Raw genomic sequence first — 16381 nt, 5'->3', positions numbered from 1 at the left:
GGGTCGTGTCCGCGCCCGCGACCGACGCACGAACCGCTCACGCCCACGGCGTCGAGCGCCTGGTCGAGAGCTATCGGGCCGTGCCCGAGACATCCGCGGTGCGTCTCGCGAAGCCCACGTCGAACCTGTTCCGGTCGCGATCGGCGACGGATGCCCCCGGCCTCGACACGTCGGGGCTGACGCACGTCATCGCCGTCGACCCCGAGGCCCGCACGGCCGACGTGGCCGGCATGTGCACCTACGAGGACCTGGTCGCGGCGACCCTTCCCCACGGACTCGCCCCGCTCGTCGTGCCGCAGCTGAAGACCATCACCCTGGGCGGCGCCGTGACGGGACTCGGCATCGAGTCGACGTCGTTCCGCAACGGGCTGCCGCACGAGTCCGTGCTCGAGATGGACATCCTCACGGGCGCCGGCGAGGTGGTCACGGCCTCGCCGAACGAGCACGCCGACCTGTTCCGCGCGTTCCCCAACTCGTACGGGACGCTGGGCTATGCGGTGCGCCTGCGCATCGAGCTCGAGCCGGTGCTGCCGTTCGTCGCGCTCACGCACGTGCGGTTCCACGACCTCCGCGAGCTCGTGGCCGCGATGGACGCCATCGTCGCGACCGGCCGGCACGACGGGGAACGTGTCGACTTCCTCGACGGCGTCGTGTTCAGCGCGGACGAGGCGTACCTGTGCCTCGGCACGCAGACCGCGGCATCCGGACCCGTCAGCGACTACACGGGCCAGCGCATCTACTACCGGTCCATCAGGCACGAGGAGGGCGCCGCGCACGACCACCTCACCGTGCACGACTACCTGTGGCGGTGGGACACCGACTGGTTCTGGTGCTCGGCGGCATTCGGTGCGCAGCATCCGCTCGTGCGCCGGTTCTGGCCCCGGCGCTACCGGCGCAGCCGGTCGTACGCACGGCTCATGCGGCTCGAGCGGCGCTTCGACATCGGCGATCGCCTCGAGCGGCTGAAGGGGCGGCCTCCACGGGAGCGCGTCATCCAGGACGTCGAGATCCCGATCGAACGCACCGCCGAGTTCCTCGACTGGTTCCTCGCGAACGTGCCCATCGAGCCGGTCTGGCTGTGCCCCCTGCGCCTCCGCGACGACGCCGCGTGGCCCGTGTACCCGATCGAGCCAGGCCGCACGTGGGTGAACGTCGGCTTCTGGTCGACCGTTCCGGTCGGTGCGACCGAGGGCGAGACCAACCGGCGGATCGAAGCCGAGGTCAGCGAGCTCGACGGCCACAAGTCGCTGTACTCCGACGCGTTCTACGCGCGCGACGAGTTCGACGCGCGCTACGGCGGCGACGACTACCGCGCGGCGAAGGCGCGCTACGACCCCGATTCACGGCTCCTCGACCTTTATGCGAAGGCGGTGCAACGACGATGACCACGATCAAGGGCCAGCGGCCCGACACGACGGAGACCTCCGGGTCGACGAGCCATCCGGATGCCGCGGGCGGGCCGGATGCCGCGAGCCACCCCGATACCGCGCACAAGCTGACCCTCGCCGAGATCCTCGAGATCTTCGCCGGCGGTCGCCTGCCGCTGCACTTCACCGCCTACGACGGCAGCTCGGCCGGACCGGCCGACGCCCCGTTCGGGATCGAGCTGAAGACGCCGCGAGGCACCACGTACCTCGCCACCGCGCGCGGCGACCTCGGCCTCGCCCGCGCCTACATCGCGGGCGACCTCGAGATCCACGGGGTGCATCCCGGCGATCCCTACGAGCTGCTCAAGGCCCTCGCGGACGAGCTCGTGTTCCGGATGCCGTCGCCGCGCGTCATGGCGCAGGTCTTCCGCTCGGTCGGGGTGGAGCACCTGCGCCCGATCGCGCCGCCGCCCCAGGAGGTGCCGCCGCGCTGGCGCCGCGTCGCCGAAGGCCTCCGGCACAGCAAGTCGCGCGACGCGGAGGCGATCCACCACCACTACGACGTCTCGAACACGTTCTATGAGTGGGTGCTCGGGCCGACGATGACCTACACGTGCGCCTGCTATCCGAACGCCGACGCCACGCTCGACGAGGCGCAGGAGAACAAGTACCGCCTCGTGTTCGAGAAGCTGCGGCTGAAGCCCGGCGACCGGCTGCTCGACGTCGGCTGCGGCTGGGGCGGCATGGTGCGCTACGCCGCCCGCCGCGGGGTGCGGGCCCTCGGCGTGACCCTCTCGGAGGAGCAGACCTCGTGGGCGCAGCGCGCCATCGCCGAGGAGGGCCTCGCCGACCTGGCCGAGGTGCGCTTCGGCGACTACCGCGACCTGGCCGAGGGCGGCTTCGACGCTGTGTCGTCGATCGGGCTGCTCGAGCACATCGGCGTGCGCAACTACGCGTCGTACTTCCGCTTCCTGCAGTCGCGGCTGCGCCCCGGCGGCCTGTTGCTCAACCACTGCATCACCCGCCCCGACAACACGTCACGCCCATCGACGCGGGGGTTCATCGACCGCTACGTGTTCCCCGACGGCGAGCTCACCGGGTCGGGCCGCATCATCACCGAGGCGCAGGACGTCGGGTTCGAGGTGCTGCACGAGGAGAACCTGCGCCCCCACTACGCGCTGACCCTGCGCGACTGGTGCGCCAACCTCGTCGCCCACTGGGACGAGGCCGTCGCCGAGGTGGGCCTGCCCACCGCGAAGGTGTGGGGGCTCTACATGGCCGGGTCGCGGCTCGCGTTCGAGTCGGGCGGCATCCAGCTGCACCAGGTGCTCGCGGTGCGGCCCGACGAGCGGGGTGGCGACGAGGACCTGCCGTTGCGGCCGTGGTGGACGCCCTGACGACCGGTCACCGGGAGAATGGCTGACATGGATGCCGCGCTGCCAGCCCTGACCGAGATGCCGTCGCCGCAGTTCGTGATGGCGGGCGACGGCCGCCGCATCGCCACGTACTCGTGGGGCGACGAGGACGCGCCGACGGTGCTCTGCGTGCACGGGTTCGCGTCGAGCTGCCGCGACAACTGGGTGAGCACGGGGTGGGTGCGCGACCTGCTGCGCGCGGGCTTCCGCGTGCTCGGCGTCGACCAGCGCGGCCACGGCGCGAGCGACAAGCCGCACGAGGCATCCGACTACAGCATGGACGCGTTCGTCGACGACCTCGTCACCGTGCTCGACACCTACCTGCTCGACACCGTGCGATACGCGGGGTACTCGCTCGGTGCGCGCGTGGGCTGGCAGCTCGCGGTGAACGTGCCCGAGCATGTCGAGCGCGCGGTGCTCGGCGGCATCCCCGACGGGCGCCCCCTCGCGCGGCTGCAGATCGAGCAGGCGCGCGCGTATGCCGAGCACGGCACCCCCGTCGAAGACCAGGTGACCCAGAACTACGTGACGCTCGCCGAGCGGGTGCCGCACAACGACCTGCGCGCGCTCATCGCGCTCGCCGAGGGCATGCGACTCGGCGACGCCGACCCCGACCCGGCTGATCCGCCGCAGCAGCCGATCCTCTTCGCGACCGGCAGCGAGGACGCGATCCTCGAGCGGTCGAAGCGACTGGCGGATGCCACGCCGAACGGCACGTTCGTCGAGCTGCCCGGCCGTCACCACTTCAACGCGCCGGGGTCGCGGGTGTTCCGCCAGGCCGCGGTGGAGTTCCTCGCGGGCTGAGCCGGATCGCGTCGTCCCGGTCTTCTGATCGGGCGGACCCGACGTTCGGCGCGCCCGCCCGCCGGAGATCTCGTACTTGACAGATGGTCAGACCATTCATACACTCGTTTCATCGCGATGATGGTCTGACCATTCATCCAACAGGTTTCAGGCCCGGCATCCATCGTCCGGGAGATCTACAAAGGAGTGGTCCGTGAATCTCTTCACGCTCATGCAGCAACGCACCGCCGAAGCGGGGCCCATCCGCGTCGGCGTCATCGGCGCCGGCAAGTTCGCCTCGATGTTCCTGACGCAGGCCGTCGGCAGCGACAACCTGCACGTCGTCGGCGTCGCCGATATCAACGTGCCCAAGGCGAAGGACGCCCTGGAGCGCACCGGGTGGCCGGCCGAGCGGTACGCGGCGGCCTCACTCGACGAGGCCGCGCGTACCGGCGGTACCGCGGTGATCGACGACTCGACCGCGCTCATCACGCACCCGGCCGTCGAGGTGATCCTCGAGATCACGGGCAACCCGCTCGTCGGCACCTACCACGCCGTCACCGCGATCGACCACGGCAAGCACGTGATCATGGTCAACGTCGAGGCCGACTGCATGGTCGGGCCGATCCTGCAGCGCCGCGCCCAGGCGGCCGGGGTCATCTACGCGATGGCCTACGGCGACCAGCCCGCGCTCATCTGCGAGCTCGTCGACTGGTGCCGCACGGTCGGCTTCGACGTCGTCGCCGCCGGCAAGGGCACCAAGTACCTGCCCGAGTACAACTACTCCACGCCCGACACCGTGTGGAACTACTACGGCTTCACGCCGGAGCAGCTCGCGAGCGGCGACTACAACCCGAAGATGTTCAACTCGTTCCTCGACGGCACCAAGTCGGCGATCGAGATGGCCGCGGTCGCCAATGGCACCGGCCTCATCCCGCAGGACGAGGGCCTGCTCTTCCCCGCGGCGAGCAAGGACGACCTGCCCACCGTGTTCCGCGAGAACCGGTTCGCCGGCGGCAGCCTGACCCGACGCGGCACGGTCGAGATCGCCTCGAGCATGTACCGCGACGGGCGCGAGGTTCCCGACAACCTCCGCTGGGGCGTCTACGTCACCTTCGAGGCGACCACCGACTACGCCGTGCAGTGCTTCAAGGAGTACGGCGTGCACACCGACGAGACCGGGCGCTACGGCTCGCTCTACCGTCCGTACCACATGATCGGGCTCGAGCTCGGCGTCTCGATCGCCTCGGCGGTGCTCCGCCGCGAGGCCACGGGCGCGCCCACCGGGTTCCGCGGCGACGTCGTCACGACCGCGAAGAAGGACCTCCGCGCCGGCGACACGCTCGACGGCGAGGGCGGCTACACCGTCTTCGGCAAGCTGGCCCCCGCGCACATCTCGCTCGACCGCAACGCGCTGCCCCTCGGCCTCGCACACGGGGCGAAGCTCATCCGCGACGTCCCGAAGGACCAGACGGTCTCGTGGGACGACGTGACGCTCGACGAGTCCCAGTTCGCCGTGCAGATCCGGCGGCAGCTCGAGACCGAGTTCCGCGCCGAACACGCCGTCGCCGCCTGAGCCCGGTCAGACCGTCCGACCATGGAAACTACGATGGAGACACTGACATCCACTCGACGTGGACTTCGGCGACCGGAGGGGTTCGATCATGGCGACGAACGGCGAGGGCTGGGAGCCGGTCCAACGCATCCGCACGTACGAGCAGGTGATGGCGCAGATCGAGGAGCGCATCCTCGACGGGCGCCTGAAGGCGGGCGATCACCTGCCCAGCGAACGGGAACTCGCCGTCTCGCTCGGGGTGTCCCGGCCGTCGCTGCGCGAATCGCTCCGGGTGCTCGAGGCGCTGGGCGTCGTCGAGATCCGTCGCGGCGGTGGGCCGGATGGGGGAGCGGTGCTCCTCTCGACGCCCGGCGACGGGATGGTCAACCTCCTCAAGCTCCAGATCGCACTGGCGCAGTTCAGCTGGAACGACGTGCTGGAGACCCGACTCGCCCTCGAGGCGTGGAGCGTGGAGGAGGCCGCCTACCGTTCAGATGACGACGACCACGGCGACCTCGCCGCGATCCTCGACCGGATGGACGACCCCGGGATCGACTCCTCCGAGTTCAACCGGCTGGATGCCGCCTTCCACATGCGGATCGCGGAATCGACGGGGAACGCCCTGACCGCCCACCTCATGGGCTCGCTGCGTACGGCGATCCATCGGCAGATGGTGCAGATGTACGCCGAGCTCGAGGACTGGCGCGAGACCGCCAAGACCGTCCGCCGAGAACACCGCGAGATCCTCCAGGCGATCGTGGCCGGCGATGGGCCGGCCGCTGCCGAACACGTGCAGCAGCACATCACCGACTTCTACAAGATCAACGCTCACCACGGGAACGCCGCCCGGACCTAGTCCACGGTTCACTCCCGAGGGAACGGGCCACGACCGGCCCAGTATCAAGGGAGATATGAACCGATCATGACGACCATGACCATCGACCCCCAGGTCCGAGCCAAGAACGGCTCACCCGACAAGCTCCGCACCGCCATCGGCAGTGCGGTCGGCACCACCATCGAGAACTACGACTTCCTGGCGTACGGCACGGCCGCCGCGCTGTACTTCAACACCGTGTTCTTCCACGCGGAGGATCCGGTGGTGGGAGTCCTGCTCGGCTTCGCCACCTTCGGCATCGGCTTCGCGATGCGCCCCCTCGGCGGCGTCATCGGCGGCTACCTCGGCGACCGCATCGGCCGCAAGCCGGTGCTCGTCGGCGCGCTCCTCCTGATGGGCATCTCCACCGTGCTCATCGGCATCCTGCCGACCTATGAGCAGGTGGGGTTGCTCGCTCCCATCCTCCTCGTGCTCATCCGCGTCATCCAGGGCATCGCCTTCGGTGCGGAGTGGGGCGGCGCGATCCTCATGACGTTCGAGCACGCGCCATGGAAGAAGCGAGGCAAGTACACGGCGATCCCGCAGGCCGGCGTGCCGCTGGGCCTCCTCCTCGCCAACCTCGTCTTCCTCTGGTCGACGAACTTCGACAACGAGCTCGCGTGGCGGCTGCCGTTCCTGCTGTCGTCGGTGCTCATCATCGCCGGCCTCATCATCCGCGCCAAGGTGTCGGAGTCGCCCGAGTTCATCGACACGAAGACCGCTGGCCTTGTCGTGAAGAACCCCCTCAAGGAGGTCTTCAAGAACGACTGGCGCACGATCCTGCGGGTCATCGCCCTGCGCCTCGCGGAGTCGGGCGGGTTCTACGTGATCGTCACCTACATGCTGTCGTACCTCACGACGGGTGATGACCCCATCACCGACCGGGCGACCGCCCTCACCGGCCTCGTCACCGCCGCCGCGATCGGGCTCTTCACGACCATCCTGTTCGGCGCGCTGAGCGACCGGGTCGGGCGGCGACCGATGTACCTCTTCGGCACCATCCTGCTCATCGCGTTCGCGTTCCCGATGTTCCTGCTCGTCAACACCGGCCTGCCGTACCTGATCGTGTTCGTGTACATCATCGCCATGTCGATCATCCACGACTCGCTCGCGGGCACGCAGGGCGCCTGGTTCTCCGAGCTGTTCAGCACCAACATCCGCTCCTCGGGCGCGTCGATCGGCTACCAGTTCTCGGCGGCGATCTCGGGGTTCATCCCGCTCATCGCGACCGCGGTCGCCGTGCCCCTCGGTTGGGGCGGTGTGGCCTGGGTCTACCTCGGCTGCGGCCTGCTCGGCCTCATCGGCACGCTGGTCACCCGCGAGACCTGGGGCCCGAAGGACCGCGCCCGGGTCGACGAGATCATCGCCAAGGCGTGAAGCCCCGGACGGGCCGGCCCACGCGCCGGCCCGTCCTCCACGGGCATTCGCTGCGCCTCCTCGCTCCCGACCAAGGAATCACCATGAAGACCATCGTCCTGGACGACGACCCCACCGGCACGCAGTCGGCCACGGGCGTCACCGTGCTCCTCGAGAGCGACGCCGACCTGCTGACCGACGCCCTGCGGAAGGCCGACAGCGTGTACGTGCAGACCAACAGCCGCGCGCTCGACGAGCCGACCGCCGTGGCGCTGGTGCGAGGCATCCGCGCCGACGGGGAGGAGGCCGCCCGGCGCCTCGGCGACGAGGTGCGCTTCGTCCTCCGCGGCGACTCGACCCTCCGGGGCCACGTCTTCGCGGAGACCGAGGTCTTCCTCGACGACGGCGCGGTCATGCTCTTCGTGCCGGCCTTTCCCGACGGCGGGCGCACGACCCGCGACGGCGTGCATCTCGTGCGCGTCGACGGTGTCGACGTGCCCGCCCAAGAGAGCGAATACGCGGATGACCCGGTGTTCGGGTTCTCCACGGGCGTGCTCGTCGACTACGTCGCCGAGAAGTCGGGCCGCACGGGCGTGTCGGTCCCGCTGTCCGCCGTTCGCGGTGACGGCGCGTCACTCGCCGACACGATCGCGAACGCGCCGGCCGGCACCGTCATCGTGCCCGACGCGGTCGACGCCGATGATATCGCCGCCATCGCCCGCGCCGTGGAGGCGATGACGACGGCGGGAGTCGACGTGGTCGTGCGCTGCGCGGCACCGCTCGCGGCCGAACTCGCCGGCGTCGCGAGCCGTTCACTGCTCGAGCCGCCCCTGATCCCGGAACCTGGCCCCGTGCTGGTCGTGTGCGGCTCGCACACGGCGGGCGCGACCGCCCAGCTCGCGCCGCTCGTCGCGTCGTGGGGCGCTCCCGCCGTCATCGACACGGACGCCGCCCTCGCCGAGCCGGCGTCCGCGGGGTGGACGGCAGCCGAGGCTGCCAGGGCACACCTCGCCGTGCATCCACTCGCCATCGTGACGAGCGAGCGCGATCGGTCGGCCACGCACAACACGCTCGCACACGGTGAGAAGGTGATGGCCGCCCTTACCACCGCAGTGCGTGCGCTGCTTCCCGAGGTGGAGGTCGTCGTGTCGAAAGGCGGCATCACGTCGGCCGAGGTGGCCCGCGTCGGCATCGGCGCGACGTCGGCCGTGGTGGTGGGGCAGGTGCTCCCCGGCGTGTCGGTCTGGCGGCTCAATACCCACGACGGCCGGGAGCTGCTCTATGTCGTCGTCCCCGGCAATGTCGGTGCTCCCGACACCCTCGTGCGCGTGCTCGACTCGCTGGGGCTGCGCGCCGCCTGAGTCGGACCCGATCGGCGCTCCCGCCGCCACGTCGATACGCTCGCCGATATCCTCACGAGAATGTCGGGGCGGCGCTGTCGCATCCGGCCCCTCCCGTTCGTAGCAGGGGTGAGAGGTCGCCGCAGGGGCGGCTCGAGAGAGGGACCACGATCATGAAGCTCGTCACCAACACCCAGATCACCGTCGACGGCGTCATGCAGGCGAACGGCGGGAACAACCCCGACCTCGACCCGGGATTCGAGCGGGGTGGGTGGGCGATCCCCGTCGGCGATGAGGAATCGGTCGGCTACATCGCAGACTTCTACCAGCGCGCCGACGCGTTCCTGTTCGGCCGGCGCACCTTCGAGCTCTTCGCCGGGTACTGGGGCGTTCGCGACGCGAGCGAGAACCCGTTCTCGGGCGCGCTGAACACCCGCCCCAAGTACGTCGCCTCGAACACGATCACCGACCCGGGCTGGGCGGACTCGACCGTGCTCTCGGGCGACCTCGAGGCCGCCATCCGGGACCTCAAGGCCCAGCCGGGCGGCGAACTGCAGGTGCACGGCAGCGGCCGGCTGATCCGCTGGCTGCTCGAGCACGAGCTCGTCGACGAGATGACGCTGATCGTCTGCCCGGTCATCGTGGGTGCCGGCACGCGCCTGTTCCCCGACTCGGGCAAGGACTTCGCCCTCGAGCTCCTCGAGTCGCGCACCTTCCCGACGGGCATCACGGTGCAGACGTACCGACCCGCCGGGCGTCCGCAGTACGCGTAGCACGCGGCATCCGTCGCACAATGGCACCTGAACCGCACTCGGAGGTGTGAGATGCAGTACCTGGTTTCCGTGATCGACCACCGGACCAACTCGGGCACGCCCGAGGAGGCGGTCGCGATCGACGCGTTCAACGACCGGCTCAGGGCCGGCGGCCACTGGGTGTTCGCGGCCGGCCTCGCCGACCCGAGTACCGCGACGGTCATCGACGGCCGAGGCGAGGAGCCCGTCTTCACGGACGGACCCTTCATCGAGTCCAAGGAGCACATGGCGGGCCTCTGGATCATCGAGGCGCCCGACCTCGACGTCGCGCTCTCACTCATGGCCGACGGGTCCAAGGCGTGCAACCGGCGGCTCGAGGTGCGGCCGCTGCTGGGCCCGGAGGACTGATCGACGCCCGAACGGCGATCACCCGGGCGCACCGCGAGGAGTGGGCCCGGGTGGTCGCCTCACTCGCCAAGCGCTTCGGCGACCTCGACCTCGCCGAGGAGTCGGCGGCCGAGGCGTTCGCGACGGCCGTCGAGCGGTGGCCGGCCGACGGCGTGCCGCCCAACCCCGGCGCGTGGCTCACCACGACCGCCAATCGCAAGGCGATCGACCGCATCCGGCGCGAGCACAAGCGCGCCGACAAGCACCGGGAGGCACTGATGCTGACCGACCACGACCCGCCCGAGCCGCTCGGCGTCATCAACGACGACCGGCTCAGGCTGATCTTCACGTGCTGCCACCCCGCCCTGGCGATGGAGGCACGGATCGCGCTGACCCTCCGCCTGGTCGGCGGACTCACCGTGCCGCAGATCGCCGAGGGCTTCCTCGTGCAGGAGCGCACCATGGCGCAGCGTCTCACCCGCGCCAAGGCCAAGATCGCCGCCGCCGGCATCCCCTATCGGGTGCCGTCGGCGCGGGATCTGCCGGCGCGCATCACCGGCGTGCTCGCCGTGCTCTTCCTCGTCTTCAACGAGGGGTACCTCGCCACTGGTTCCGACACCGACCCGGTGCGTTCCGACCTGACGGCCGAGGCGATCCGGCTGACCCGGCTGATCCGCGAACTGCTTCCCGACGACGGCGAGGTGGCCGGACTGCTGGCGCTGATGCTGCTCACCGAGGCACGCCGCCCGGCTCGCCTCTCTGCCGCAGGCGAGCTCGTGCCGCTCGCGGAGCAGGACCGCCGGCTGTGGGATGGCGCGCTGATCGAGGAGGGGCACCGGCTGGTGCGCGAGCGCCTGGACTCGGGCGCGGCTCCCGGTCGCTACCAGCTGCTGGCGGCGATCAACGCGGTGCACACCGACGCGCGGGACGCCCGCGACACCGACTGGTCGCAGGTCGTCGCCCTGTACGACCAGCTGCAGCGACTCGATGCCTCGCCGATCGTCGCCCTCAACCGCGCGATCGCGGTCGGCGAGCTCGAGGGGCCGGATGCCGCGCTGAGGGCCGTCGACCGGGTGGGAGACGCGCTCGACGGCTATCACGCATTCCACGCCACCCGTGCGGAGCTCCTGCGCCGGCTCGGGCGTCGAGCGGAGGCGCGCCCCGCCTACGACCGGGCGATCGCGCTCGCCGGCAACACTGCCGAACGGGCCCACCTGTCACGCCGACGCGACGAACTGGGGTCGTCCGGTCGAGAATGAGGAGGACCCAGCACTGCTCGAGGACTTCTCGCCAGGAGGAACCATGGAGTTCAACCCCGTCGGCACGACCGGCATCATCGTGTCCGATCTCTGCGTCGGCACGAGTCCCCTCGGCGGCATGCCGCAGACGTACGGCTACGGGGTCGACGAGGATCGCGCGATCGCCACGGTCGAGGCCGTCTTCAACACCCCGATCAACTTCCTCGACACGTCGAACGAGTACGGCAAGGGGGAGAGCGAGCGGCGCATCGGCGTCGCGATCGAGCGGGCCGGCGGACTTCCCGACGGGTTCGTGCTGGCCACCAAGGCCGACCCCGACGGCCGGGACTTCTCGGCCGCGCGCGTGCGCCGGTCGTTCGAGGAGAGCTGCGAGCGGCTCGGCGTGGAGCGATTCGACCTGTTCCACCTGCACGACCCCGAGCGGTTCGCGTTCGAGGAGATCACGGCCCCGGGCGGCGCGCTCGAGGGCATGCGCCAGCTCAAGGAGGAAGGGCTGGTCGCCGTTATCGGCGTCGCCGGCGGTGACCTCGAGGCGATGGAACAGTACGTCGACCTGGGTGTCTTCGACGTGCTGCTCAACCACAACCGGTTCACGCTGCTCGACCAGTCGGCGAGCCCGCTCATCACCAAGGTGGTCGAGCTGGGCATGACCTATCTCAACGCCGCCCCCTATGCCAGCGGCCTGCTCGCCAAGCCGCTCGAGCAGAAGCCCCGGTACCAGTACCGCGAGCCCGACCCCGAGATCATGGCGCGCACCGACCGGCTCCGGGCGCTCTGCGACTCGTACGGGGTCGACCTGGCCGCCGTCGCCCTGCAGTTCTCGACACGCGACGCGCGAATCACGTCGACCCTCGTCGGGGTCTCGCATCCCGACCGGGTGCGCGAGCTCGTCGCCAATCGCGAGGCCGTGATTCCCGACGAACTGTGGGCCGAGGTGGCCGAGCTGACCGCAGGCAGCTGATCGTCGGGTCGGCGCACCCTCGTGGGTCAGCGCACCCTCGCCGAGGTCAGCGCACCTTCAGTCCGCCGCGCCAGCCTCGACCGAGTCGCACGTGCCGCTCGACGATGCGCCCCGTGCGAGCGAACTCGCCCCACGCGGCACGCAGCGGTGCGCCCGCCTCGACGAGCGACTCGGCGCCGTGCGGCGCGAGCAGCCTCGCCGGCGCCCACGCGACCGCATTGGGGAACAGCAGCGCGAGCTCGATGGCGTGGGCCGAGCCGATGCGACTGCCCTCGGGCCGCCCGTCGAATCGGGCGACCTGCACCCGGCCACCACCGCGGGCGAGCAGCCGCGCGAAGCGCCGGGCACCCCGCGTGTACACGGCGCTCGTCACGACGCGCACGAGCGCGAACCGGATCGGCGGCCCGATCACCCGCCTCGACGTGAGCGACTTCAGCTTCGGCGCGAGCTCCAGGAAGAACGCGGCCTCCTCGGTGGTCGAGGTCACGAGCACCTCGAGCTCGGGGGCTCGTGACCGCCAGCCGGCTGCCACCGCGCGCTCCAGCGGCAGCGGCGCGTGCCCGTACTGGGGGCTGAACGGCATGCCCGAGCGCAGTCCGAACCCCGCCGCCGCGCGCGCCGCCCGGTCCTGTGCGGCGAAGAGCTCGTCGAGCGCGGCATCCGGCGCCAGCGGACCCGCCGCCCGCCGCATCCGCTCCTGCAGGCGACGCCGTCGCTGCCGGATGCCGAACGGCGCGCTCTGCACGATCGCCCGGTTCACGAGGCCCTCGGCTCCGGATGCCACGAGCAGGTGCGCGATCGCATCGGCGCCCGCCGACTGGCCGAAGACCGTCACCCGCCCCGGGTCGCCGCCGAACGCGTCGATGCGTGAACGAACCCAGCGCAGGGCTTCGACGAGGTCGAGCAGGCCGAGGTTGGCCGGCCGCCCGCCCGGCTCGCCGCCGCCGAGGAAGCCCAGCACGCCGAGCCGGTACGTGATCGTGACCACGACGACGCGCTGCTCGCGCACGAGCGCGGCGGGATCGTAGCCGCCGACGTCGCCCGCGCCCGAGACGTAGGAGCCTCCGTGCACCCACACCATGACGGGCAGGGCCTCGCCGGCCCAGTCGGCCGGGCGCGTGATCGAGAGCCGCAGGCAGTCCTCGTCGAACTCGACGCCGCGCATCGTGCCGCCGAAGAGGCCGTCGCTCGAGGCGGGCGGCTGCGGGCACCCGAGCCGCTGGTACTGTCGGGCGGATGCCTCGCGCGGGTCGGGCTCGACCGGCACCGGCGGCGCGAAGCGCTCGGCGACGGCGTAGCGGATGTTGCGGATGCGGGTGACCTCGCCGTCGTCGACGGCCGCGAACACGCCGAGGCGAGTGTCGACGGTGGTGAGGTCGCCGGGCCACGAGTGCTCGCCCGGGCGCATGCCGTCGGCGCCGTCACCGACGGGATGCGCGTTCAGGGCCTGCTCGCTCATGGGTCTGCCTCCGCGGTCCATCGTAGGTTCGGGTGCCGACACCCGAAACTCGGTACCCGGCACCCGCACCGAGCCTCGACGCCCGGGTGGGGACTCCGCAACCCCTCGTGCCGCGGAGATCGCGAGCGTAGCGTGAGGCGCTCGAGTGAGGAGTGCATCATGCCCGCATACCAGGTCGGCTATTTCGTCGGCAGCCTGTCGTCGACGTCCGTCAATCGGATCCTCTCGAAGGCGTTGATCCGGGTCGCACCCGACGACCTCGCCTTCACCGAGATCCCGATCGGGAACCTGCCGCTGTACAGCCAGGACTACGACCACGACTACCCGCCGCAGGCCCTGGCGCTCAAGGAGGCGATCGCGGCATCCGACGCGGTGCTCTTCGTGACGCCGGAGTACAACCGGTCGATCCCGGGCGCACTGAAGAACGCGATCGACTGGGCATCGCGGCCATGGGGCCAGAACTCGTTCGACCACATCCCGGCCGCGGTGGTCGGGGCGTCGGTCGGGTCGATCGGCACGGCGCTCGCGCAGCAGAGCCTGCGTGCGGTGCTGAGCTTCTGCAACGCCCGCCAGATGACGGCGCCCGAGGCGTACATCCAGTACTCGCCCGAGACCTTCGGCGACGACGGCGAGATCCGCAACGCCGGCACGGAGGAGTTCCTGACGGGATTCATGGCGGAGTTCCGCGAGCACATCCAGCGCGTGCTGACCGTGCTGCCGCGGCAATAGGGCCGGCCCGGCTCGCGATCGAGGTACGTTCGAAGGTATGGCCCCCACGCCGAGCGATCGCGACGACGACGTCGACCTGATCATCGACGCGTGGTCGCGCCGGCTTCCCGGGGTCGATCTCACGCCGCTCGACGTCATGTCACGACTGCGACGGGCGGCCAACCGGCTGGCGCACCTGCGCGCCGACGCGTTCAGCGCGGCCGGGCTCGCGGCATGGGAGTTCGACGTGCTCGCCGCGCTGCGGCGCGAGGAGCCGCCACACGAGCTCAGCCCCCGCCAGCTCATCGCCGCGACGATGATCGGCAGCGCGGCCATGACGAACCGGCTCGACAACCTCACCCGGCGCGGGCTCGTCGAGCGCCGCCCCAACCCCAATGACGCCCGGAGCGTGCTCGTGCGCCTCACCGATGACGGTGCCACCCACGTCGACGAGGCCATGCGCGAGCTCGCCGGTCGCGAGGGCGAGGCGCTGCGCGGCCTGAGTCGTGACGAGCAGGCGACACTCGCCGGGCTGCTGCGCCGCCTCGTGCGCGACGGCGGTTGACGGGCGCGCTCGCGGGATGCTGCGGGGCGCGGGCCGATGCTGCCACAGGTTCCCACCGCATGGAGGATCGACCTCCGTCGTGCGGCGGATCCCACCGGGTCGTCGGCTCGGTAGCGTGCTGCTCGTGACCGATGACACCCACGACACCGCGATCCGACCCGACCCCGAGGCGCACCTCGTGCCGGCCCCGACGCCGGCGCCGATCGCGACGCGTCCGAGCGCGGAGCCCGACGACCTTCCCTCGCGCGTGGACTGGGTGGCGGTCATCGTCTTCGCGGTCACCGCGTGCGGGCTGGCCTGGCTCGTCGCGCTGCCGCTCTGGCTCCGGGGCGAGGGCATGGCCGACCCGCTGCTGCCCCTGATCGCGGCGGCCATGATGTTGACGCCCGCGGCTGGCACGGTCGCGGCGCTGCGCGTCGAGCGCCGCCGGCGCGGCAGGCGGGGCGCCCGCGGCATCCTGCGCGAGCTCGGCATGTGGCCGCTGCGGCCGGTCGGTCGCACCGTCGCCTTCACCGTGGTGACGATCCTCGTGATGCCGCTCCTCGTTGCTGCGGGTCTGGCCGTGGTGGGTCTGCGGGGTTCGCGCAGTTCGACCTCGTCGGGTTCTCGGGCTTCGCCGAGCAGCTCGAGGCGACCCTGCCGGCCGGTTCCCCGTTGCCGCCGGTCGGCGTGATCGTCGCGATGCAGCTGGTCATGATCCCGCTCGGCGCGGTGCTCAACGCGCCGCTCGCGTTCGGCGAGGAAGTGGGCTGGCGCGGCTGGCTGCTGCCCGCGCTGCGACCGCTCGGCGTGCGGCCGGCGCTGCTGCTCTCGGGCGCCTTCTGGGGGTTCTGGCACACCCCGCTCATCCTGCTCGGCTACAACTACGGCCTGACCGATGCGTGGGGCGTGCTGCTCATGATCCTCGCGGGCATGCTGTTCGGCGTCCTCCTCGGGTGGACGCGACTGCGCACCGGATCGGTGTGGCCGGCGGTCTTCGGGCACGGCGCGTTCAACGCTTCGGCGGGTCTGGCGGCGCTGTTCGTCGCCGCCGGCTCGCCGATCCCGCCGGCGTGGCTGGCGGGTCCCGTCGGGCTCATCGCGTGCGGCGTCTTCGCGGTCGTGATCGCCGCACTCGTGCTGGCCGGGCAGTTCCGCGCGGATCGGGTGGACGCTCGGCTCGGCTGAGGCTGGCGGCATCCCTCAGCGTCGGCCCTCTCGATCAGCGCTCGAGCGGTTCCGTCTCGAAGTACAGGTGGGTGTGCAGCCGGCAGCGCTCGTTGAACGGCGCGTGGCAGCTCGGGCACTCGGTCGTGCCGAGGTAGGCGTCGATCGTGAGCTCGGTGCCGCAGGCGCCGCACAGCACCGCCTCGCGGTCGCGCTTGTCGATCGGCCACTGCGTCGCCTCGTGGTCGGCGGTCTCCTCGTGGCAGCGGTGGCACGGGTAGTACGTGCCGCAGCACGCGAACCGGATCGCCACGATGTCGACCTCGGTGCGGTAGTGCACGCAGCGGGTCATGTCATCGACCACGTGACCGAGCACGGCCGGACGTGCGCGAGCTGCGGCGCCAGCGCGGCCGCGAGCGTCGTCGGCGTGGTGGCGTTCGGGCTGGGGCACGCC

General features: G+C 71.0%; 17 protein-coding genes. 15 read left to right on the top strand and 2 right to left on the bottom strand.

Annotated elements, in window-relative coordinates:
• The first annotated feature begins 5 nt into the window (after nt 1–5).
• The 11 genes from AC1DZA_RS09955 to AC1DZA_RS09905 all read left to right on the top strand — a co-directional run bounded on the left by AC1DZA_RS09955 (nt 6) and on the right by AC1DZA_RS09905 (nt 12049).
• Nucleotides 6–1385 (top strand): FAD-binding oxidoreductase, encoded by a 1380-nt coding sequence (locus AC1DZA_RS09955; protein ID WP_476772627.1) that lies wholly within the window; start codon nt 6–8, stop codon nt 1383–1385.
• Nucleotides 1382–2764, top strand: coding sequence for a class I SAM-dependent methyltransferase (locus AC1DZA_RS09950; protein ID WP_476772626.1), 1383 nt, complete (start codon nt 1382–1384; stop codon nt 2762–2764). Before AC1DZA_RS09955 ends, AC1DZA_RS09950 begins: the two co-directional genes overlap by 4 nt.
• 27 nt (nt 2765–2791) lie before the next feature.
• Nucleotides 2792–3586: an alpha/beta fold hydrolase gene (locus tag AC1DZA_RS09945; protein ID WP_476761276.1), complete on the top strand. Its 795-nt coding sequence runs from the start codon at nt 2792–2794 to the stop codon at nt 3584–3586.
• Nucleotides 3587–3779: 193 nt separating this feature from the next.
• The gene (locus AC1DZA_RS09940) at nt 3780–5141 is read left to right on the top strand and encodes an NAD(P)H-dependent oxidoreductase (RefSeq protein ID WP_476772625.1); all 1362 of its coding nucleotides are present in this window, start codon (nt 3780–3782) and stop codon (nt 5139–5141) included.
• A gap of 88 nt (nt 5142–5229) precedes the next feature.
• Nucleotides 5230–5976 carry a FadR/GntR family transcriptional regulator gene (locus AC1DZA_RS09935; protein WP_476772624.1) on the top strand — a complete coding sequence of 249 codons (747 nt, stop codon included), beginning with the start codon at nt 5230–5232 and terminating at the stop codon, nt 5974–5976.
• Between the two features lie 66 nt (nt 5977–6042).
• The gene (locus AC1DZA_RS09930; protein ID WP_476772623.1) at nt 6043–7371 is read left to right on the top strand and encodes an MFS transporter; all 1329 of its coding nucleotides are present in this window, start codon (nt 6043–6045) and stop codon (nt 7369–7371) included.
• An 83-nt stretch (nt 7372–7454) separates the two neighbouring features.
• A complete protein-coding gene (locus AC1DZA_RS09925) occupies nt 7455–8711 on the top strand; it encodes a four-carbon acid sugar kinase family protein (RefSeq protein ID WP_476772622.1) in 1257 nt (418 codons plus the stop codon).
• A gap of 152 nt (nt 8712–8863) precedes the next feature.
• Nucleotides 8864–9463 (top strand): dihydrofolate reductase family protein, encoded by a 600-nt coding sequence (locus tag AC1DZA_RS09920; protein ID WP_476761281.1) that lies wholly within the window; start codon nt 8864–8866, stop codon nt 9461–9463.
• 51 nt (nt 9464–9514) lie between these two features.
• Nucleotides 9515–9850, top strand: coding sequence for a YciI family protein (locus tag AC1DZA_RS09915; RefSeq protein WP_476772621.1), 336 nt, complete (start codon nt 9515–9517; stop codon nt 9848–9850).
• On the top strand, nt 9847–11088 hold the full coding sequence (locus AC1DZA_RS09910; protein ID WP_476772730.1) for an RNA polymerase sigma factor: 1242 nt from the start codon (nt 9847–9849) through the stop codon (nt 11086–11088). Before AC1DZA_RS09915 ends, AC1DZA_RS09910 begins: the two co-directional genes overlap by 4 nt.
• A gap of 43 nt (nt 11089–11131) precedes the next feature.
• Entirely contained in the window at nt 11132–12049 is a 918-nt protein-coding gene (locus AC1DZA_RS09905) for an aldo/keto reductase (protein WP_476772620.1), read from the top strand.
• A 46-nt stretch (nt 12050–12095) separates the two neighbouring features.
• Here the strand turns inward: AC1DZA_RS09905 and AC1DZA_RS09900 are convergent, their stop codons facing one another.
• Nucleotides 12096–13508, bottom strand: coding sequence for a carboxylesterase family protein (locus AC1DZA_RS09900; RefSeq protein WP_476772619.1), 1413 nt, complete (start codon nt 13506–13508; stop codon nt 12096–12098).
• A gap of 159 nt (nt 13509–13667) precedes the next feature.
• Here AC1DZA_RS09900 and AC1DZA_RS09895 point away from each other — a divergent pair, with 159 nt between their 5' ends.
• From AC1DZA_RS09895 to AC1DZA_RS09880, 4 genes are all read left to right on the top strand, one after another.
• The gene (locus tag AC1DZA_RS09895) at nt 13668–14237 is read left to right on the top strand and encodes an NADPH-dependent FMN reductase (protein WP_476761285.1); all 570 of its coding nucleotides are present in this window, start codon (nt 13668–13670) and stop codon (nt 14235–14237) included.
• Nucleotides 14238–14274: 37 nt separating this feature from the next.
• Nucleotides 14275–14781, top strand: a complete 507-nt coding sequence (locus tag AC1DZA_RS09890) for a MarR family winged helix-turn-helix transcriptional regulator (RefSeq protein WP_476761286.1) — start codon at nt 14275–14277, stop codon at nt 14779–14781.
• Between the two features lie 124 nt (nt 14782–14905).
• Nucleotides 14906–15454, top strand: coding sequence for a hypothetical protein (locus tag AC1DZA_RS09885; RefSeq protein ID WP_476772618.1), 549 nt, complete (start codon nt 14906–14908; stop codon nt 15452–15454).
• Nucleotides 15455–15462: 8 nt separating this feature from the next.
• The gene (locus AC1DZA_RS09880; RefSeq protein ID WP_476772617.1) at nt 15463–15948 is read left to right on the top strand and encodes a lysostaphin resistance A-like protein; all 486 of its coding nucleotides are present in this window, start codon (nt 15463–15465) and stop codon (nt 15946–15948) included.
• A gap of 34 nt (nt 15949–15982) precedes the next feature.
• Here AC1DZA_RS09880 and AC1DZA_RS09875 read toward each other — a convergent pair whose 3' ends face one another.
• Nucleotides 15983–16378, bottom strand: coding sequence for a CHY zinc finger protein (locus AC1DZA_RS09875; protein ID WP_476772616.1), 396 nt, complete (start codon nt 16376–16378; stop codon nt 15983–15985).
• Nucleotides 16379–16381 lie beyond the last annotated feature (3 nt).

The sequence above is a fragment of the Agromyces sp. P2_B3 genome, assembly GCF_056404815.1.
Note: the sequence above shows the minus strand (reverse complement) of the source record. Positions and strands in the feature narration are given on the sequence as shown.